This is a genomic window from Klebsiella sp. CN_Kp066 (genome assembly GCF_040065135.1).
Lineage (GTDB): Bacteria > Pseudomonadota > Gammaproteobacteria > Enterobacterales > Enterobacteriaceae > Klebsiella > Klebsiella oxytoca.
Window position 1 is genome coordinate 99380 of the sequence record NZ_JBEAIU010000052.1, and the last position, 20354, is coordinate 119733.

18 protein-coding genes and 1 riboswitch are annotated in these 20354 nt (G+C 56.5%); of the genes, 13 read left to right on the forward strand and 5 right to left on the reverse strand.

Annotated features, from left to right (window positions below):
* Nucleotides 1–22: 22 nt before the first annotated feature.
* A complete protein-coding gene (pgi, locus tag ABLV75_RS20825) occupies nt 23–1672 on the reverse strand; it encodes a glucose-6-phosphate isomerase (RefSeq protein WP_004097737.1) in 1650 nt (549 codons plus the stop codon).
* Between the two features lie 352 nt (nt 1673–2024).
* Nucleotides 2025–2258: riboswitch (Lysine riboswitch) on the forward strand.
* 180 nt (nt 2259–2438) lie between these two features.
* On the opposite strand from pgi, the gene lysC reads away from it, so the two are divergent.
* Nucleotides 2439–3788: a lysine-sensitive aspartokinase 3 gene (lysC, locus tag ABLV75_RS20830; protein ID WP_004109599.1), complete on the forward strand. Its 1350-nt coding sequence runs from the start codon at nt 2439–2441 to the stop codon at nt 3786–3788.
* 39 nt (nt 3789–3827) lie between these two features.
* Here lysC and ABLV75_RS20835 read toward each other — a convergent pair whose 3' ends face one another.
* Nucleotides 3828–4616, reverse strand: coding sequence for a nucleotidyltransferase domain-containing protein (locus ABLV75_RS20835; protein ID WP_004109602.1), 789 nt, complete (start codon nt 4614–4616; stop codon nt 3828–3830).
* 5 nt (nt 4617–4621) lie between these two features.
* Complete coding sequence (locus tag ABLV75_RS20840) at nt 4622–5749, reverse strand: slipin family protein (RefSeq protein WP_004109605.1); 1128 nt, start codon at nt 5747–5749, stop codon at nt 4622–4624.
* A 444-nt stretch (nt 5750–6193) separates the two neighbouring features.
* Here ABLV75_RS20840 and rtcR point away from each other — a divergent pair, with 444 nt between their 5' ends.
* From rtcR to ABLV75_RS20855, 3 genes are all read left to right on the forward strand, one after another.
* On the forward strand, nt 6194–7774 hold the full coding sequence (gene rtcR / locus ABLV75_RS20845; protein ID WP_004109608.1) for an RNA repair transcriptional activator RtcR: 1581 nt from the start codon (nt 6194–6196) through the stop codon (nt 7772–7774).
* Between the two features lie 111 nt (nt 7775–7885).
* The gene (gene panS, locus ABLV75_RS20850) at nt 7886–8827 is read left to right on the forward strand and encodes a ketopantoate/pantoate/pantothenate transporter PanS (RefSeq protein ID WP_004109610.1); all 942 of its coding nucleotides are present in this window, start codon (nt 7886–7888) and stop codon (nt 8825–8827) included.
* 186 nt (nt 8828–9013) lie between these two features.
* The gene (locus ABLV75_RS20855) at nt 9014–9286 is read left to right on the forward strand and encodes a DUF3811 domain-containing protein (protein ID WP_004109613.1); all 273 of its coding nucleotides are present in this window, start codon (nt 9014–9016) and stop codon (nt 9284–9286) included.
* On the opposite strand, the gene rluF is transcribed toward ABLV75_RS20855, so the two are convergent.
* Nucleotides 9283–10155, reverse strand: coding sequence for a 23S rRNA pseudouridine(2604) synthase RluF (rluF, locus tag ABLV75_RS20860; protein WP_004109615.1), 873 nt, complete (start codon nt 10153–10155; stop codon nt 9283–9285). The genes ABLV75_RS20855 and rluF overlap by 4 nt on opposite strands.
* A 470-nt stretch (nt 10156–10625) precedes the next feature.
* On the opposite strand from rluF, the gene ABLV75_RS20865 reads away from it, so the two are divergent.
* From ABLV75_RS20865 to pepE, 9 genes are all read left to right on the forward strand, one after another.
* Nucleotides 10626–11573 carry a sugar-binding transcriptional regulator gene (locus tag ABLV75_RS20865; protein ID WP_004109617.1) on the forward strand — a complete coding sequence of 316 codons (948 nt, stop codon included), beginning with the start codon at nt 10626–10628 and terminating at the stop codon, nt 11571–11573.
* 70 nt (nt 11574–11643) lie between these two features.
* Entirely contained in the window at nt 11644–12447 is an 804-nt protein-coding gene (locus tag ABLV75_RS20870) for an SDR family oxidoreductase (protein WP_004109619.1), read from the forward strand.
* A gap of 9 nt (nt 12448–12456) precedes the next feature.
* Nucleotides 12457–12864 (forward strand): mannose/fructose/sorbose PTS transporter subunit IIA, encoded by a 408-nt coding sequence (locus ABLV75_RS20875; RefSeq protein ID WP_004109623.1) that lies wholly within the window; start codon nt 12457–12459, stop codon nt 12862–12864.
* Complete coding sequence (locus ABLV75_RS20880; RefSeq protein ID WP_004109627.1) at nt 12864–13358, forward strand: mannose/fructose/sorbose PTS transporter subunit IIB; 495 nt, start codon at nt 12864–12866, stop codon at nt 13356–13358. Before ABLV75_RS20875 ends, ABLV75_RS20880 begins: the two co-directional genes overlap by 1 nt.
* Nucleotides 13359–13544: 186 nt before the next feature.
* A complete protein-coding gene (locus tag ABLV75_RS20885; protein WP_023320162.1) occupies nt 13545–14342 on the forward strand; it encodes a PTS mannose/fructose/sorbose transporter subunit IIC in 798 nt (265 codons plus the stop codon).
* A gap of 11 nt (nt 14343–14353) precedes the next feature.
* Complete coding sequence (locus ABLV75_RS20890) at nt 14354–15178, forward strand: PTS system mannose/fructose/sorbose family transporter subunit IID (protein ID WP_004109634.1); 825 nt, start codon at nt 14354–14356, stop codon at nt 15176–15178.
* A 176-nt stretch (nt 15179–15354) separates the two neighbouring features.
* Nucleotides 15355–16587, forward strand: coding sequence for an L-sorbose 1-phosphate reductase (sorE, locus tag ABLV75_RS20895; RefSeq protein ID WP_004109637.1), 1233 nt, complete (start codon nt 15355–15357; stop codon nt 16585–16587).
* Nucleotides 16580–17389: a shikimate 5-dehydrogenase gene (locus ABLV75_RS20900; protein ID WP_210614532.1), complete on the forward strand. Its 810-nt coding sequence runs from the start codon at nt 16580–16582 to the stop codon at nt 17387–17389. Before sorE ends, ABLV75_RS20900 begins: the two co-directional genes overlap by 8 nt.
* A 306-nt stretch (nt 17390–17695) precedes the next feature.
* Nucleotides 17696–18385, forward strand: a complete 690-nt coding sequence (pepE, locus tag ABLV75_RS20905) for a dipeptidase PepE (protein WP_004109643.1) — start codon at nt 17696–17698, stop codon at nt 18383–18385.
* 244 nt (nt 18386–18629) lie between these two features.
* On the opposite strand, the gene ABLV75_RS20910 is transcribed toward pepE, so the two are convergent.
* Entirely contained in the window at nt 18630–20261 is a 1632-nt protein-coding gene (locus ABLV75_RS20910; protein ID WP_004109645.1) for a Na/Pi cotransporter family protein, read from the reverse strand.
* Between the last annotated feature and the right edge of the window lie 93 nt (nt 20262–20354).

Genomic DNA, 20354 nt, shown 5'->3' on the forward strand with positions numbered 1-20354 from the left:
GGCATTGACAACGTTTTAGCGATTATGCGCGCCAGGATTTATAGCGGTTAATCAGGCCGTTAGTGGAGCTGTCGTGGCTGCTGACTTCAGAACCATCCTTCAGCTCCGGCAGGATGCGGTTCGCCAGCTGTTTGCCCAGCTCAACGCCCCACTGGTCGAAGGTGAAGATGTTCATAATCACGCCCTGGGTGAAAATCTTATGTTCATACAGGGCAATCAGCGCGCCCAGACTGAACGGCGTGATTTCACGCAGCAGGATGGAGTTAGTCGGGCGGTTGCCTTCAAACACTTTGAACGGCACCACGTGTTCCAGCGTCGCGGGATCTTTACCCTGATCGCGATATTCCTGCTCAACCACTTCGCGGGATTTACCAAACGCCAGCGCTTCGGTCTGCGCAAAGAAGTTAGACAGCAGCTTCGGATGGTGGTCAGACAGCGGGTTATGCGTAATCGCCGGAGCGATAAAATCGCACGGCACCATTTTGGTCCCCTGGTGAATCAGCTGATAGAACGCGTGCTGACCGTTGGTGCCCGGCTCGCCCCAGATGATCGGGCCCGTCTGGTAATCCACGGCGTTGCCGTTACGGTCAACGTATTTACCGTTGGATTCCATGTTGCCCTGCTGGAAGTAGGCGGCAAAGCGGTGCATATACTGGTCGTACGGCAGAATCGCTTCGGTTTCAGCGCCGAAGAAGTTGTTGTACCAGATACCGATCAGCGCCAGCAGCACCGGCAGGTTTTTCTCAGCCGGCGTGGTGGAGAAGTGTTTGTCCATCGCGTGCGCGCCGGAGAGCAGCTCGACGAAGTTGTCGAAGCCCACGGACAGGATGATGGACAGGCCGATAGCAGACCACAGAGAGTAACGACCGCCAACCCAGTCCCAGAACTCAAACATATTGGCGGTATCAATACCGAATTCACCTACCGCTTTACCGTTGGTGGAGAGCGCGGCGAAGTGTTTCGCTACGTGTTTCTCATCGCCAGCGGTCGCCAGGAACCAGTCGCGCGCGCTGTGGGCGTTGGTCATGGTTTCCTGGGTGGTAAAGGTTTTCGACGCCACCAGGAACAGCGTGGTTTCCGGGTTCACCGTTTTCAGCACTTCGGCGATATGGGTACCATCGACGTTAGAAACAAAGTGCATATTCAGGTGATTTTTGTACGGACGCAGCGCTTCGGTCACCATGAACGGGCCAAGATCGGAGCCGCCGATACCGATGTTCACGACGTCGGTAATCGCTTTACCGGTGTAGCCTTTCCAGCTACCGGAGATAATAGCTTCAGAGAAGGTTTTCATCTTCTCAAGCACGGCGTTCACTTCCGGCATCACATCTTTGCCATCAACCAGAATCGGAGTATTGCTGCGGTTACGCAGCGCAACGTGCAGCACCGCGCGATCTTCCGTGCGGTTAATCTTCTCGCCGGAGAACATGGATTTAATGGCGTCAGCCAGGAAGGTCTCTTTGGCCAGATCCTGCAGTTTGGCCAGCGTCTCTTCGGTGATGCGGTTTTTGGAAAAATCCACCAGCATCAGATCGTCGAACGTGGCGGAGAATTTAGAGAAACGGTCGCTATCTTTCGCGAACAGATCCGCGATGGTAACGTCTTTCATTTCATCAAAGTGTTTCTGTAATGCCTGCCAGGCAGAGGTCTGCGTTGGGTTGATGTTTTTCATTAGCAATACTCTTCTGATTTGAGAATTGTGACTGCGGTCGATTGTAGCGCCGGTGACGAAAAATTGTGATGATTTTTATGTTATGCCGATGATACGCGTCAGAAATTGGGGCAATTTGAGGCAAAACGTCCCTGATAGTATAGACATCATAAGGCTTTTTTCTGTCAGCGACCCGCGCATGAAAAATCCGCATAACCCTGACGTTGACATACTTCGCCTGAACCCTTTATATAACGGCAGTACCTACATATACGTAGGTAGGTATGGATCGCGCATTTCACGCTACAGCGAAAGGGTATTGCAGGGGGGTATAATGTCCCGCGTCCCCCTGGCAAAGTGAAAGACGTCGGTAATTGCCAGAAGAGGTGCGTTGCCCAGGTAACCGTATTGGAGGAGCCAGTCCGGGGAAAATACGTGAGGGGGAGCAACGCCGAGGTGAATAAGCGTCTGGTTACGCTCATCACCGGCCACAGGGGCTGAATCCCCTGGGTTGTCACCAGAAACGTTCGCAGTCGGGCGTTTCATACTCGCCATCTGATGCGCTGCATCGGCAAGCGGGTCTACAAGGTGGAGCACTTCTGGGTGACATCGTAGTTTGTTTATCGCTCTGCGCCCACCCTGTTTTTCGCTCTTCCCTTGTGCCATGGCTGAATAATTTGGCCTGGCTTATTAAGACATTTTGTTGCAATCCGGCTGCGTCCAGCCCCGCCAGGATTGGTTGTCAGGAATCGTTTTAATAAGTCAGGCCCCCTGACACGAGGTTGTTATGACAGACTTAGTTGTAGCCAAATTCGGCGGTACCAGCGTTGCCGACTTTGATGCCATGAACCGCAGCGTAGACGTCGCGCTGCTGGATGCCAATACCCGCGTGGTGGTGCTTTCCGCCTCGGCTGGCGTGACCAACCTGCTGGTCGCCTTAGCGGAAGGGCTGGAACCTGGCGAACGTTTCGCAAAGCTCGATGCCATGCGGCAAATCCAGTTCAATATTCTGGAGCGTCTGCGTTATCCGAACGTAATTCGCGATGAAATTGAACGCCTGCTGGAAAACATCACCACCCTGGCGGAAGCCGCCTCCCTGGCCAGTTCAAGCGCGTTAACCGACGAACTGGTCAGCCATGGCGAACTGATGTCCACTCTGCTGTTTGTCGAGATCCTGCGCGAGCGCGGTATCGCCGCCCAGTGGTTCGACGTGCGCAAGGTTATGCGCACCAACGATCGCTTTGGCCGCGCGGAACCGGATATCGCCGCCTTATCTGAACTCACCGAGCAGCTTCTGGCTCCGCGTCTGGCGGAAGGCCTGGTGATCACCCAGGGCTTTATTGGCAGCGAAGCGAAAGGCCGTACCACCACGCTTGGCCGTGGCGGCAGCGACTATACCGCCGCGCTACTCGGCGAAGCGCTAAACGCTACCCGCGTCGATATCTGGACCGATGTTCCGGGTATCTATACCACCGACCCGCGCGTTGCGCCGGCGGCCAAACGCATTGACGTTATCGCCTTTGAAGAAGCGGCGGAAATGGCGACCTTTGGCGCGAAAGTGCTGCATCCGGCCACCCTGCTTCCCGCCGTACGTAGCGATATTCCGGTATTCGTCGGCTCCAGCAAAGAGCCAAAAGCGGGCGGCACGCTGGTGTGCAAAAATACGGAAAATCCGCCGCTGTTCCGCGCGCTGGCGCTGCGCCGCAAGCAGACTCTGCTGACCCTGCACAGCCTCAATATGCTGCACTCGCGCGGTTTTCTGGCCGAGGTATTCAGCACGCTGGCGCGTCACAGTATCTCCGTCGATCTGATCACCACTTCTGAAGTGAGCGTGGCGCTGACCATGGATACCACCGGTTCGACTTCGGCCGGCGACACCCTGCTCACCCAGTCGCTGCTGACCGAACTGTCCTCGCTGTGCCGCGTTGAGGTTGAACAGGACCTGGCGCTGGTTGCCATCATTGGTAACGAACTGTCGAAAGCGTGCGGCGTCGGTAAAGAGGTGTTTGGCGTGCTGGAGCCGTTTAATATTCGAATGATTTGCTACGGCGCATCCAGCCACAATCTGTGCTTCCTGGTACCGGGTGCGGATGCCGAAAAAGTGGTGCAGAAGCTGCATCATAATCTGTTCGAGTAACAGCGATAAAAATGGCCCGCCATTTCTGCCGGGCCATTTTTAGTTTCCCATCACCGTGGTCATTAGCAATCTGTCCAACTCCCTGATGTCACCGCTCCGGCTCTCAGGCAGCGCTGGCGGGATCGCGCCTCTGAGCAGCTCGGACTGAATAAACGCATGCAGTAATGGCCGCCGCGGACCATATTCGGCCTCGCCGGCGCGCTGTTTACGCGCCAGCAGCTCGTCGATTTCCTGACGCAGGCCCGCTTCCAGACAGCTTCCCGCCAGCAGTTCAGCAAAGCGCATCGGCGGCGCCCCTTTTCCCGCCTCAACCCAGCGGACGGCCAGTAGCGGACGCAGCACGTAAAAGTACTTTTTCAACCGCACCTGTTCACCCTGCAGATAGCCGCGAAAATTCTTTCTGGCCATCGAGTAGTAATGCCAGCGGGCGCGTACCGGAGAAAACCACTCCGGTATCAGCCGTTTAAGCGCCTGAACTGTCGCATCATCCTGCTGATACACCACCGGCGAGTCCAGCCATTCGATCAGCGTCGGATTTGCCCCTTTCAGCAGACCCAGCGCCTTACGCCACTCCCAACCGCAGACGTCCAGCTCAGCGTCGATGGGCAGCTCGATAACATCGCGCGGCGCATCCACCCGCAGGTACCACTCAGGGGGATGAACATAGAGAAACCGCACATCATAATCGCTGTCCGGCGAGGCAAAGCCCCAGCCCCGGCTGCCGGACTCGCAGGCGTAGAGCACCCTGACGCCGTAGCGCTGCTCCACCTCCTGTAACTGCCGCCGCACCTTATGGCGCATGGCGGCATCCACACCGTTATACGTCATGTTGTTTATCCTTTTAGATTGACCAGTCCATGCAGCACCTGGTCCAGGCCGCCAAAGACCGAGATTTTATCGATACGCTCCGCCACCCTTTCCAGCGTTTCCAGCTCTTTTAAGCGCAGCGCGACCGGGTTGTTTTCCATCACTTTCGCGGTGTTGAGCAGCGAACGCGTCGCCGCGGTCTCTTCACGCCGGCGGATCACGTTCGCCTGCGCCGATTTCTCCGCCTCCACCAGCTGCGACAGAATAGCTTTCATGTCGCCGGGCAAAACAATATCTTTCACGCCCAGCGAGGCGACTTCGATACCAAATGCCGCCATGCGCTCGGCTACCTGCGCGCTCACCACCTCATCAATGATGTGCTTATCTTCCAGTAGTTCATCCAGCGTTCGCGTTCCGACGGCTTCACGCAGCGCAAACTGCAGTTCGCGATACAGATGGTCCAGCGGCTTCGTCAGCTGCCCAAAAGCCCGCAACACATCGCTGTAGCGCCAGTTCGCCGCCAGATTTAAACGCAGATTCACTTTATCTTTGGTCAGAATCTCCTGACCGCCGACTTCCAGCACCTGCAGGCGGGTATCGACCACTTCAGCTTCCACCAGGTGATTGATCTTCCAGTAGGCGCTCAGGCCCGGCGGCAGCAGCGACTGCGTCTCACCATCGACTTTCAATACCCCGACGTGCCAGGCAGGCACCGATACGGTCAGGATCGCTTCGCGACCTTTTACCGTCCCGTGACGTCTCGGCTGCAGCACCGCGTTCATGATCGCCTCGGGGACCTCAACCTGCCGGGTATCCAGACGTAGCAGCTGCATCTCGTCACCGGCGGCCCAGTAAAGTCGACGCGTCGCTGGCGGCAGAATTTCCTGCAGCACGCCGTTGTTATAGAGCGCTCCGGCCTCGTTATCCGTCAGGTCCGCCGCCAGGCAGTACTGTTCGATCCATTCCGCCTGAAAGCGTCGTAAATACTCGGCCAGCGCCTCCGGCACTTCGCTGCCGTCCCTGTTAACGATTAGCACTTCAGGAACGTTGAACCACGGCAGGCGATACTCGCCCGCTTCCAGAATCTGATAGTAATCTCCCTGACGAGAGAGAAGCCCCAGTTGGCCTTTCCGTATAGTGATTTTTTTAGCCATTTTTTATTCCTTATAAAAAGCAGGCGCGGGTGCAGGGGCGAAGCCGCAGGGGAACTCCCTTTTGCCTGCGGCACGGCGCCTTTACCGGCGGCCTGCTGTGGGGAGTGCTGACTGCGCAAAACCCCGTGTATCTCTATGATTAACAAACTAGTTTTCATTGGAGTGAAATCGGGAATCGAACCCATTGGTCGTTATCGGCTGACGGAACGCGCCCGAAAGACGGTCAGTACCGTTTCTGACGTGCCGGCGGGGTTTAACCCCCTGCGAATTCAGCGAAATAACGAAAGGGTTATTGCCAGATGCGTGCCAGAACGAAAAAGTGACGAAATAAATTTTTATCTCATTGATTAAAAGTGATTTATTTTTTAACTCGGTTTTTGCCGTTGCCCGGCTCGGGAGAATTTTTTATCTTTTAGTATCGATACTTATCTTATGAGATAAATGATGAACAAGCGTCGGGTGGTGATTGGCGTTCTCGGAACGGTGCTGGATAAACGCGGCAAGCGGGCTAATCGTTTAAAAAAATGGCGGCCCACCGTTGGGCTATGCCAGCAGGCCGATTTTCCTGTCGACAGGCTGGAGCTCATCCACCAGCCGCACGATGAAAGCCTGGCGCAAAAGCTGATCGAAGATATCGCCCTGCTTTCGCCGCAAACCGAAGTACGCCCGCATAGGGTCGAGATAAACGATCCGTGGGATTTTGAAGAGGTCTACGCGGCGTTTCTCGACTTCGCCAGCCGCTACAGCTTTGATACCGAAAACGAAGAGTATCTGGTGCATATCACTACCGGGACTCACGTGGCGCAAATCTGCTGGTTCCTGCTGACGGAGGCGCGCTATCTTCCCGCCAATCTGCTGCAGACCGGTCCTGCGCCGAAAGGCTCACCGGATGAAGCCATCGCTGTCGGTATTTACTCGGTTATCGATCTGGACTTAAACCGCTATGCCGCGCTCACCAGCCGCTTTCAGCGCGAGCAGCAGCAGTCGGTCTCTTTCCTGAAAGCCGGGATAGAGACGCGCAATGCGACGTTCAACAAGCTTATCGATCGAATTGAGCGCGTGGCGATCCGATCGACCGATCCGATCCTGCTTACTGGCCCAACGGGCGCCGGTAAGTCCTTTCTCGCCAGACGTATTTATCAGCTGCGCCAGTCGCGTCATTTAGTGGCGGGAAAATTTATGGCGGTTAACTGCGCCACCCTGCGCGGCGATAACGCAATGTCTACGCTGTTTGGCCATGTCAAAGGCGCGTTTACCGGCGCGGTCACGCCGCGCGCCGGACTATTACGCGAAGCCGACGGCGGCGTGCTGTTTCTTGATGAAATCGCCGAGCTGGGGCTGGACGAGCAGGCCATGCTGCTGAAGGCCATTGAAGAAAAAACCTTTTTCCCGTTTGGTTCGGACAACGAGGCGCACAGCGACTTTCAGCTAATCGCCGGAACGCATCGCGATATGCAGCAGTGGGTGGCGGAAGGACGCTTTCGCGAAGATCTTTATGCGCGCATCAATATGTGGCGCTTTGCCCTCCCCGGCCTGGCGCAGCGGCGGGAAGATATTGCGCCAAACGTGGAGTATGAACTACGGCGACTGGCCAGCGAACGGCAGACGCAGATCCGCTTTGATAAAGAGGCCCGCGAGTGCTATCTGGCCTTTGCCTGCTCGCCGCAGGCGCAGTGGCGCGGCAATTTTCGCGAACTCAGCTCATCCGTGGCGCGTATGGCGACGCTGGCCGAGCAGGGGCGCATTACGCAGACCGTTGCGGAAGAGGAGATTATGCTGCTGAAAGAGAGCTGGCAGCTGACGACGTCTTCTCCTGACATAGCAATGGAAATCGATCTCTTCGATCGCCGGCAGCTGGAAACGGTGCTGGAGGTCTGCCAGCGCAGCGCTTCGCTTTCCGAAGCCGGACGCGAGCTGTTCGCCGTCTCCCGTCAGAAAAAGGCCAATCCTAACGATGCTGACCGCCTGCGCAAGTATTTAGCGCGCTTCGGACTCAGCTGGGAGCTTATCCGCAGCGGAACATGAGCATAATTTGTTTGAATAATATTTCTTAGCACGATAAACAATAGCTATGGCCGGGCTCGATCCCGGCCGGTCAATAACAAGCAAACACAACTTATGTGCAAGGAAAACAACATGCTCGCCACGCTTACGCGGCTGTTCCCATTATGGGCGCTGCTGCTCTCGGTTATCGCTTATTACACGCCATCCACTTTTACTCCCGTTGGCCCTTGGGTCCCGACGCTGCTGATGCTGATTATGTTCGGCATGGGCGTGCATCTGAAAGTCGACGACTTTAAGCGCGTGCTTTCCCGCCCCGCGCCGGTTGCCGCAGGGATTTTTCTCCACTACCTGGTGATGCCGCTCGCCGCCTGGCTGCTGGCGCTGATTTTTCACATGCCGCCGGAGCTTTCCGCCGGCATGGTGCTGGTGGGCAGCGTCGCCAGCGGTACGGCATCCAACGTGATGATCTTTCTGGCAAAAGGCGATGTTGCGCTCTCAGTCACCATCTCCTCGGTATCCACCCTGGTCGGCGTGGTCGCGACGCCGCTGCTGACGCGTCTGTACGTGGATGCGCATATTCAGGTAGATGTGATGGGAATGCTGCTCAGCATTCTGCAAATTGTGGTGATCCCTATTGCACTGGGGCTGGCGGTGCATCATTTGCTGCCGAAAGTGGTGAAGGCGGTGGAACCGTTGCTCCCGGCCTTTTCGATGGTCTGCATTCTGGCGATTATCTGCGCCGTGGTGGCAGGCTCCGCGTCGCATATCGCTTCCGTTGGTTTTGTGGTGATTATCGCCGTTATCCTGCATAACACTATCGGTCTGCTCGGCGGCTACTGGGGCGGGCGACTGTTTGGCTTTGACGAGTCCACCTGCCGCACGCTGGCGATCGAGGTGGGAATGCAGAACTCCGGCCTTGCCGCCGCGCTGGGGAAAATCTACTTTGGCCCGCTGGCCGCGCTGCCCGGGGCGCTGTTCTCGGTCTGGCACAACCTGTCCGGCTCGCTGCTGGCCGGTTACTGGTCAGGGAAGCCGATTGCGGATGAATCGCGTAAAACGGAAAAAGAGAGCTAACAACCCGTAATTTTCCCGGCTTGCGCTGCGCTTAGCCGGGCTACGGTCCGTGCAGCTTGCGGGTTTTGTAGCCCGGACAGGTGCGCAGCACCGCCTCCGGGATTTTCTGCGAGGCACAACAATTTACCGTGAGACGTCCGCCCCTTTACCGTACACTGAAGCCACAGGCTAACTGAGGGCACCACTATGGCACTCCCCCGCATCACTCAAAAAGAGATGACCGAGCGCGAACAGCGCGAACTGAAAACCCTGCTCGACCGCGCGCGCATCGCCCATGGCCGTCCGCTGACCAACGCGGAGACCAACAGCGTGAAAAAAGAGTACATCGATAAACTGATGCTCCAGCGCGAAGCCGAGGCTAAGAAAGCCCGCCAGCTCAAGAAAAAGCAGGCTTACAAACCGGATGCGGAGGCCTCGTTTTCCTGGTCGGCAAATACGCCAACGCGCGGCAGACGCTAACGCCCTTTCTTTTTACGCCCAGGCGCAGTAAAGCGTTTGCCGTTCGACGCCGGACGGGAAGACCTCTCGCTGGTTTTTTCCATCGCGACTACCGGGCGCTTAATGCCGGCCGTTTTCGGCTTCGCCTTTGCCTTCGGTTTCGCCTCTGAAGACGAGTTCTCAATCAGCTTGAAGAGATCGATCAGCTCATCGTCGGTCAGATCGCGCCACTCTCCCAGCGGGATCCCCGTCAGGCTGACGTTCATGATCCGCGTCCGCTCAAGCTTCGTCACTTCATAGCCAAAATATTCGCACATCCGGCGGATCTGGCGATTCAGCCCCTGAACCAGGGTAATGCGAAACACAAAAGGCGCTTCTTTTTTCACTTTGCACTTCTTCGTCACCGTACCGAGAATCGGTACGCCCGCACCCATTCCGCGAATAAACTCATCGGTCACCGGCTTATCAACGGTGACCAGATACTCTTTTTCATGGTCGTTACCGGCGCGCAGGATTTTATTCACCAGATCGCCATGGTTGGTCAGAAAGATGAGCCCCTGCGAGTCTTTGTCCAGACGGCCGATTGGGAATACGCGTTTGCTGTGGTTTACGAAATCAACGATGTTGTCGCGCTCTCCATCTTCGGTAGTGCTGACGATGCCAACCGGTTTATTCAGCGCAATCAGTACTAAATCATCCGCTTCGCGCGGCTCAATCAACCGGCCATTGACCTTGACTACGTCGCCAGCTTTAACCTGGTCGCCAATAGTGGCGCGTTTGCCGTTGATAAAAACGTTGCCTTGTTCGATAAAGCGATCGGCTTCACGGCGCGAGCAAATTCCGCTTTCGCTAATGTATTTATTGAGTCGGGTTGACGAGTCGGGCAGCATAACTTCTCCTGAAACACTTCATCCTTCAAGTTGTCTCTGCGATGGCTACACTCACTGATCCCAGTCACATAGATTTCTATGCTGCCGGGCGTCGCTCCCTTGCCGCCTTGATAAAACTTGAATGCTTTCTGTTTAAAAACGAAATATACCCTACCTTGCAGGCGATAAAAAAGAATCGCGCGCTCGCCGCCTGACGCTAAATGTGATCTGTCCCGCCTTTCAACACAAAAGTGTACTTCAGAAAGCCCAGCAACTTTGCCCGGCGAAATAAAGCAGAATCAGGCCCTTATCACTTACGGCACAAACGTGCCGGAAACCGGCGATTAGCAACGCAAATGTGCAACAGAAACGGTCAGAAGGTTGCTATGAAAAAGAGGAAAATTTCTTTAAAGCGGGCGCCTGATGGGGTTATATCAGATCGTGAGCGCCAATATCTGATTTGCACAAATGTGCAGGAGCCGACAGTGACGATGGAAAACAGCGACGATATTCGTCTGATCGTAAAAATCGCCCAGCTCTATTATGAGCAGGATATGACCCAGGCGCAGATTGCCCGCGAGCTGGGGATATACCGCACCACCATCAGCCGTCTGCTGAAGCGCGGCCGCGAGCAGGGCATCGTCACTATCGCCATCAACTATGACTACAACGAAAATCTGTGGCTTGAGCAGCAGCTGAAACAAAAATTTGGCCTCAAGGAGGCGGTGGTGGCGGCCTGCGACTCGCTGCTGGAGGAGGATCAGCTCAATCTTATCGGCCTGCATGGCGCACAATTGGTCGACAGGCTGCTGGAGCCGGGCGATATCGTCGGTTTCTCCTGGGGGCGTGCGGTACGCGCGCTGGTGGAGAATCTGCCGCAGGCCAGCCAGTCCCGTCAGGTTATCTGCGTCCCGATTATCGGCGGCCCCTCCGGCAAGCTGGAGAGCCGCTACCACGTGAATACGCTGACCTACGGCGCCGCCGCGAAGCTGAAAGCGGAATCGCATCTCGCCGATTTCCCGGCGCTGCTGGATAACAAATTAATTCGCAACGGTATTATGCAATCCCAGCACTTTAAAACCATTGCATCTTACTGGGATAACCTGGACGTCGCGCTGGTGGGGATCGGTTCACCGGCTATCCGCGACGGCGCCAACTGGCATGCGTTTTACGGCAGCGAAGAGAGCGACGATCTCAACGCCCGCCAGGTCGCCGGTGATATCTGCTCGCGCTTTTACAATATTGATGGCGCGCTGGTAGAAACCGCCATGAGCGAGAAAACGCTGTCTATTGAGATGGCGAAACTCAGGCAGGCGCGTTATTCGGTAGGTATCGCCATGGGCGAGGAAAAATACTCCGGTATTCTTGGCGCCTTAAATGGACACTATATTAACTGTCTGGTGACGAATCGAGAAACCGCCGAGTCGCTACTGAAGTAAATTACAACGATATGATTTCACGCAGCGCTGCTGCGGGGAATCCCTTTATCTGAAGAAACAGGAGTCGATAATGGATACGTGGTTAAACTTAAAAGATAAAATTATTATTGTTACCGGTGGCGCATCAGGAATTGGCCTGGCGATTGTCGATGAATTATTAGCCCAGGGCGCAAATGTGCAGATGAGCGATATTCACGGCGGCGATAAACATCAGCTCGGTGAAAATTATTGTTTCTGGCCAACAGATATTTCCAGCGCCAGCGAAGTGAATAATACCGTCGACAGTATTATTCAGCGTTTTGGCCGTATTGACGGACTGGTTAATAACGCTGGCGTCAACTTCCCGCGTTTATTAGTCGATGAGAAAGCGCCGTCCGGCCGCTATGAATTAAATGAAGCGGCATTCGAAAAAATGGTCAATATCAATCAAAAAGGCGTATTTCTGATGTCACAGGCGGTAGCCCGCCAGATGGTTAAACAGCGCAGCGGCGTGATTGTTAACGTCTCGTCGGAAAGCGGCCTCGAAGGCTCTGAAGGCCAGAGCTGTTACGCCGCGACTAAAGCCGCGCTGAATAGCTTTACCCGCTCATGGTCGAAAGAGTTAGGTAAACACGGTATTCGCGTCGTGGGCGTTGCGCCGGGCATTCTGGAAAAAACCGGGCTGCGCACGCCTGAGTACGAACAGGCGCTGGCCTGGACCCGTAATATTACCGTCGAGCAGCTGCGCGAAGGCTATAGCAAAAATTCGATTCCGATTGGTCGTTCGGGTCGGCTCAGCGAAGTCGCTGATTTTGTTTGCTATCTGCTCTCAGATCGCGCCAGCTATATCACCGGAGTCACCACTAACATCGCGGGCGGAAAAACGCGCGGCTAAGGGGGAAAAATGGTTAACGTCATCTTCTGCGCCCACGGCCAGCTGGCCTGCGCCATGCTCGACTCGGTGCGCATGGTTTACGGCGATGTCAACGTCAGCGCCGTGGAGTTTGTACCGGGTGAAAACGCGGGCGACATCGCTGGTAAGCTTGAAAAGTTGGTAAGTACTCACAAAGACGAAGAGTGGCTTATTGCCGTCGATTTACAGTGCGGCAGCCCGTGGAATGCCGCCGCCGGGCTAGCGATGCGCAACCCGCAGCTCCGGGTCATCAGCGGCCTGTCGCTGCCGCTGGCTCTGGAGCTGGTCGATAATCAGCAAACGATGAATGCAGAAGCGCTGTGCCAACACCTGGAACTTATCGCCAGCCAGTGCTGCGTCACCTGGCGGCAACCGGAAACCGTTGAGGAGGATTTCTGATGAACATTACGCTCGCGCGCATTGACGACCGTTTGATTCACGGCCAGGTCACCACCGTTTGGTCAAAAGTGGCCAACGCCCAGCGCATTATTATCTGTAATGACGACGTGTATAACGACGACGTTCGCCGCACGCTGCTTCGCCAGGCCGCGCCGCCGGGCATGAAGGTCAATGTGGTGAATATCGAGAAAGCCGTCGCCGTTTATCACAACCCGCAATATCAGGACGAAACGGTTTTTTATTTATTCACTAATCCGCAGGACGTATTAACTATGGTGCAGCAGGGGGTGAAAATAGCCACCCTGAATATTGGCGGCATGGCCTGGCGACCGGGTAAGAAACAATTAACCAAAGCGGTGTCATTAGACGCAGCGGATATTAATACCTTTCAGCAGTTAGATAAGCTGGGGGTTAAACTTGATTTACGCGTCGTAGCCTCAGATCCGTCGGTTAATATTCTCGATAAAATAGCAGAGCAGTCCGTTACAGAATAATAAAACGCGCCTTTTATTTCACCCTGGCATTCTGGCTGCATCGCGGCGGCAAATGAGAAAGTCACCAGCAGCATAGATTACTATGCGACTGGGGCGAGAGAATGCAGTCAACAAAGAGGCAGCCTGAAGAACATCGTGTAAATGCCGTAAAAGGCAGGGATTTCTATACCCTCAAGGTGACAAATTATGGAAATAAGTACCCTACAAATAATAGCCATATTTATTTTTTCCTGTATTGCCGGGATGGGCAGCGTGCTGGATGAATTCCAGACTCACCGTCCATTAATCGCCTGTACCGTGATTGGCTTAATTCTCGGCGATTTAAAAACCGGAATTATGCTTGGCGGGACGCTGGAGCTCATCGCGCTCGGCTGGATGAACGTTGGCGCGGCGCAGTCTCCGGATTCGGCGTTAGCCAGCATTATCTCCGCCATCCTGGTGATCGTGGGCCAGCAAAGCATCGCTACCGGAATAGCGATTGCGCTGCCGGTCGCGGCCGCAGGCCAGGTACTCACCGTGTTCGCCCGCACCATTACCGTGGTGTTCCAGCACGCGGCGGATAAGGCCGCGGAAGAGGCGCGCTTCAGAACAATCGATCTGCTGCACGTGTCGGCGCTGGGCGTACAGGCACTGCGCGTTGCGATCCCCGCGCTGGTGGTTTCGCTGTTCGTCAGCGCGGATATGGTCAGCAATATGCTCAGCGCCATCCCGGAATTCGTCACCCGCGGTCTGCAAATCGCCGGCGGTTTTATCGTGGTGGTCGGCTACGCCATGGTGCTGCGCATGATGGGCGTGAAGTATCTGATGCCTTTCTTCTTTCTCGGCTTCCTCGCGGGCGGCTATCTCGACTTTAGTCTGCTGGCTTTCGGCGGCGTGGGGGTCATCATCGCGCTGATTTATATCCAGCTCAACCCGCAGTGGCGTAAACCTGAACCGCAGGCCGCCGCCCCCTCTTCCACCGCCCTTGACCAGCTTGACGACTGATGGAGCCCAACATGGAACAGAAAAAAATTACCCAAGGCGACCTGGTGAGCATGTTTCTGCGATCCAACCTGCAGCAGGCGTCATTCAACTTCGAGCGTATCCACGGGCTTGGTTTCTGCTACGACATGATCCCGGCCATCAAGCGCCTCTACCCGCTGAAGGAGGATCAGGTTGCCGCGCTGAAGCGCCATCTGGTGTTCTTCAATACCACTCCGGCAGTCTGCGGGCCGGTTATTGGCGTGACCGTCGCGATGGAGGAAGCGCGGGCCAACGGCGCCGCTATTGACGATGGCGCCATCAACGGGATCAAAGTCGGCCTGATGGGGCCGCTGGCAGGCGTGGGCGACCCGCTGGTATGGGGCACGCTGCGGCCAATTACCGCCGCCCTCGGCGCCTCGCTGGCGCTCTCCGGAAATATTCTTGGTCCGCTGCTGTTCTTCTTTATTTTCAACGCGGTTCGTCTGGCGATGAAGTGGTACGGACTGCAGCTTGGCTTCCGTAAAGGGGTCAATATCGTCAGCGATATGGGCGGTAACCTGCTGCAAAAACTGACCGAAGGCGCCTCCATTCTTGGCCTGTTTGTGATGGGCGTGCTGGTCACCAAGTGGACCACCATCAACGTCCCGCTGGTGGTCTCGCAAACCCCGGGCGCCAACGGCTCAACCGTCACCATGACCGTACAAAACATCCTCGATCAGCTTTGCCCCGGCCTGCTGGCTCTGGGCCTGACGCTGCTGATGGTGCGCCTGCTCAATAAGAAAGTGAACCCGGTCTGGCTGATTTTCGCCCTCTTCGGTTTGGGGATTATCGGTAACGCACTGGGCTTCCTGTCCTGATTATTCCGCCCGGCGATGCCGGGTCTACTTCAACAAGTTAACCCCAAAGATGGCGCAGTACGGCGAGGCGGCAACTGAATTTATCCCTGGGAGCGTGGATTCACTGCGTGATCCGGGGACATGAAGGAAGCCAATACAGCCGTAATGCGAAAGATGAAGGGGGTGAGGTGGTAAACATGCAAACAACAACAGCCCTGCGCCTGTACGGCAAACGCGATCTGCGCCTGGAAACCTTTGCACTTCCGGCGATGCAGGATGATGAAATTCTCGCCCGGGTGGTCACCGACAGCCTGTGCCTCTCTTCGTGGAAAGAGGCGAACCAGGGCGAGGACCACAAAAAGGTGCCTGATGATGTGGCGACTAACCCGATCATCATCGGCCATGAGTTCTGCGGAGAGATCATCGCCGTCGGCAAAAAATGGCAGCATAAGTTTCACGCTGGCCAGCGCTATGTGATTCAGGCCAATCTGCAGCTACCGGATCGCCCGGACTGCCCCGGTTATTCCTTCCCGTGGATCGGCGGCGAAGCCACCCACGTGGTGATCCCTGACGAGGTGATGGCGCAGGATTGCCTGCTCACCTGGGAAGGCGATACCTGGTTTGAAGGTTCGCTGGTGGAGCCGCTTTCCTGCGTAATCGGCGCGTTCAACGCCAACTATCATCTGCAGGAAGGCAGCTATAACCATGTGATGGGCATTCGCCCGCAGGGGCGCACCCTGATCCTCGGCGGCACCGGCCCGATGGGTCTGCTGGCTATCGACTACGCGCTGCATGGCCCGATCAACCCGGCGCTGCTGGTGGTCACCGACACCAATAAGCCAAAACTCAGCTATGCGCGCCAGCACTATCCCTCCGAGCCGCAAACGCTGATTCACTATCTGGATGGGCACGACGCCAGCCGCGAAACGTTGATGGCGCTCTCCGGCGGCCACGGTTTTGACGATATTTTTGTCTTCGTCCCTAACGAACAGCTCATCACTCTGGCATCCTCGCTGCTGGCCCCGGACGGCTGCCTGAACTTTTTTGCCGGCCCGCAGGATAAGCAGTTCAGCGCGCCGATCAATTTTTACGATGTGCATTACGCCTTCACTCACTACGTCGGCACCTCCGGCGGCAATACCGACGATATGCGCGCCGCCGTAGCGCTGATGCAGGCAAAAAAAGTCCAGACTGCAAAAGTGGTGACCCATATTCTGGGGCTGAATGCGGCGGGCGAGACCACCCTGGATTTACCGGCGGTGGGCGGCGGTAAGAAGCTGGTTTATACCGGGAAAAACTTCCCGCTGACGCCGCTGGGAGACATTCGCGACCCGCAGCTGGCGGCGATTATGGAACGTCACCACGGTATCTGGTCAAAAGAGGCGGAAGAGTATCTGCTGGCCCACGCGGAGGATATTGCTCATGATTAATCGCGATACGCAGCTATGCATGTCGCTGGCCGGTCGCCCGGGCAACTTCGGTACCCGCTTTCATAACTATCTGTATGAAAAACTCGGGCTGAATTATATCTATAAAGCCTTTACTACCCAGGATATTGCCGCAGCGGTGAAGGGCGTCCGCGCATTGGGCATCCGCGGCTGCGCGGTCTCAATGCCGTTTAAAGAGAGCTGCATAGCGTATCTTGACGCGCTTGCCCCTTCGGCAAAGGCGATTGATTCGGTCAACACCATCGTCAACGACGACGGCAGGCTAACCGGGTTGAATACCGACTACATCGCGGTGAAAAGCCTGATTGACAGCCATCAGCTCGACTCCTCTGCCAAAGTGATGATCCAGGGCAGCGGCGGGATGGTCAAAGCGGTCATCGCCGCCTTTCGCGATGCCGGTTTCCGCGATGTGATTATCGCCGCCCGCCATCGCGATCGTGGACTGGTGCTGGCAAAGCAGTACGGTTTTCAATGGCAGCCAAAGCCGGAAGGGATCGCGGCGGATATTCTGGTTAACGTCACGCCGCTCGGCATGGCGGGCGGTGCGGAAAGCGAAACCCTGGCCTTTAGCCCGACGATGGTGGAACGGGCCGACGTGGTATTTGACGTGGTCGCTCTGCCGCCGGAAACCCCGCTCATCAAACTGGCGAAGAAGCGGGACAAACACGTTATCAGCGGCGCGGAGGTGATTGCCCTGCAGGCGGTGGAGCAGTTTGCGCTCTACACCGGCGTGCGTCCGGACGCGGCGCTGGTCGCTGAAGCCGCGGCCTTTGCCAGAGGATAAGGGCAAACGAAGAGCGCCAGGGAGGGCGCTCTAATAACCATTGATCGGAAAGTCGATTGCAGCGCGCAGCGCAGCCCTTCCCTTGCCTGTGAATCATCACGTGAAACTAAGCGGTTCCCGCTAACCTGTCACGCCCGGTAGAGTCACTCTGCGAGGTACTTTCCAGATTAATTCGGAGAATCCCTGCGCCAAAAATCGCCGCTCCGCTTTGCTCAGCGCGTCTCAGCGTGAGCCACGTCAGCAAGCGGTGAGATATCCTGTGATAACATCCCAGCCCGAATAATCATCTGGTCAAATGGAGAAATTATGGAACTGCTGCTATTGAGTAACTCAACGCTGCCGGGCAAAGCCTGGCTGGAACATGCGCTGCCGACCATTGCCGGGCAGCTAAATGGCCGCCGTTCCGCGGTATTCATCCCTTTTGCCGGGGTGACGCAAACCTGGGATGATTACACCGCGAAAACCGCCGCCGTCTTCAGCCCAATGGGCGTTACGGTTACCGGTATTCACAGCGTCGCGGACCCGGTTTCGGCGATTGAGAACGCGGAGATAGTTATCGTCGGCGGCGGCAATACCTTTCAGCTGCTGAAAGAGTGTCGCGACCGCGGCCTGCTGGCGCCGATTGTGGATGTAATGAAGCGCGGGGCGCTGTATATCGGCTGGAGCGCGGGCGCTAACCTTGCCTGCCCAACAATTCGCACCACCAATGATATGCCGATTGTCGACCCTAACGGTTTTTCTGCGCTGGGGCTGTTTCCGCTGCAAATTAACCCCCACTTCACCAACGCGCTGCCGGAAGGCCACAAAGGGGAAACTCGCGAACAGCGGATTCGCGAGCTGCTGGTGGTTGCGCCAGAGTTGACGATTATCGGCCTGCCGGAAGGCAACTGGATACAGGTGACGCAGGGCCACGCCACTCTCGGCGGCCCGAATCCGACGCTGGTTTTCAGAGCCGGAGTGGAAGCGGTAACCCTGAACGCAGGCCATCGTTTCTGACCCGCCGCCCTTGTCCCGGAGGCGGCGCTGCGCGCCTGTCCGGGCTATCCTCCCACAGACGACGCTGACCCCCGTAGCCCGGGCAAGGCGCTTTGCGCCGCCCCCGGGAGCAAAGCGCTGAGTGGCACAATTTCCCGGAGGCGATGCTGCGCATCTGTCCGGGCTACCAGCCCGCAGACCGCGGTATACCTGTAGCCCGGCTAAGCGCAGCGCGAGCCGGGGATGTCAGGCGGTACATCAGCGCTTAATAATCATCGCGCTCATCGTCCTCATCCGGCTGCTCCATCACGCTATAGGCTACCGAGCAGAACAGCGAGTTCAGACGCTTCATATCGCCCAGCAGCGCCAGGTGCAGCGTACTGGTTTCGATACTCTGCACGTTTTGCTGATGCAGGCGATCAACGTGAGCATGCGAGTAACGACGGTTCATAATGCGAAAACGGTGTTTGCTACGGCGCAAACGGCGGGCGCTCGGTACGTCGCCGGAAAAGAAAACCGACATCGCTAGCTGTAGATTGCTGAGCAGCTGATCGTAGAGCGCATCCAGCTCTTTCAACCCCTCCATGGAGAACGCGCGCCGCGCGGCCAGCGATTTATCGGCGATTTCGCTGCCCATTCGTTCAACGATATCTGAAGCCTGCTCGAGGTTGAGCGCCATTTCGATAATTTCCGCCCAGCGGCGGGATTCCTCATCGGCCAGCTCCTCTTTTGGCATCCGCGCCAGATAGAGCTTAATCGCGGTGTAAAGTACGTTGATATCGTCCGCCAGCCGCCGCAGCTCTTTCTCTTCACGCGGTTCACCGTGCATCACTTTATGCAGGCTTTCCAGCATCTGCTCCATGGCATCGCCGATACGCAGGGTTTCGCGGGCGGCGTTAGCCAGCGCCAGAGCCGGGGTGTCCAGCGCTGAAGTATCAAGATGCTTTGGCTTCAGTCGTGCATCCAGCTCCGGCTCATCGCGAATCAGTCGCTTGCAGAGGTTAGCCATCGGCCCGGCGAACGGCACCATGGCGATACAGCGGATCAGGTTGTAGAAGACGTGGAAATAGATAACCAGTTCGGATTTTTGCAGCGGAAGCTCATCCATAACGTTTGCCAACAGATGGACAAACGGCAGGATAATCAGACTACCCACCAGCTTAAACAACAGGCTGCCGAGCGCAACGCGGCGCGCGGCGGCATTAGCGCCGCTGTTGTTTAGCATCGCCAGCAGCCCGGATCCGAGGTTGGCGCCAATCACCAGGCACAGCGCCACCGGGAACGAAATCACGCCGGTGGCGGTTAACGTAGCGGTCAGCAGCACCGCTGCCAGGCTTGAATAGCTGATGATGGCAAATACCGCGCCGATCAGCGCATCCAGCATAATATCGCCGGTCAACGAGGCGAAAATCACCTGCACGCCGTTAGCCTGGGTGATGGGATGCACCGCCTGAACGATCAGCTCCAGCGCCAGCAGAATCAAGCCCAGGCCAATACCCACGCGCCCGAGCTGGCCCGCACGCGTTTGCTTGCGCCCAAGGAAGAAAATGACGCCGATAAAAATCAGCAGCGGCGAAAGCCAGGACAGGTCGAAGGTCAGCACCCTCGCCATCAGCGCGGTACCAACGTCAGCGCCCAGCACCATCACCAGCGCAGGGGCTAACGCCACCAGATCCTGGGCGACAAAAGAGGTGACCAGCATGGTGGTGGCGTTGCTGCTCTGGACCAGCGCGGTAACCCCGATCCCCGCGCAGAAGGCGAGCGGTTTTTTCTCCACGCTGCTGCTGAGTACACTTCTCAGGCGAGCGCCGTAGACGCGCATCACGCCGGTACGAACAATATGGGTGCCCCACACCAGTAGAGCGACGGCGGACAACAGGTGTAGCAGAGTTAACACGGAATCAGCTTCTCCTTATATTTATTTGTTCCAGAAACTCATAAACCGTTACAGGCCGGATAGCGCTTCGCTTATCCGACGGCAACGATCGCA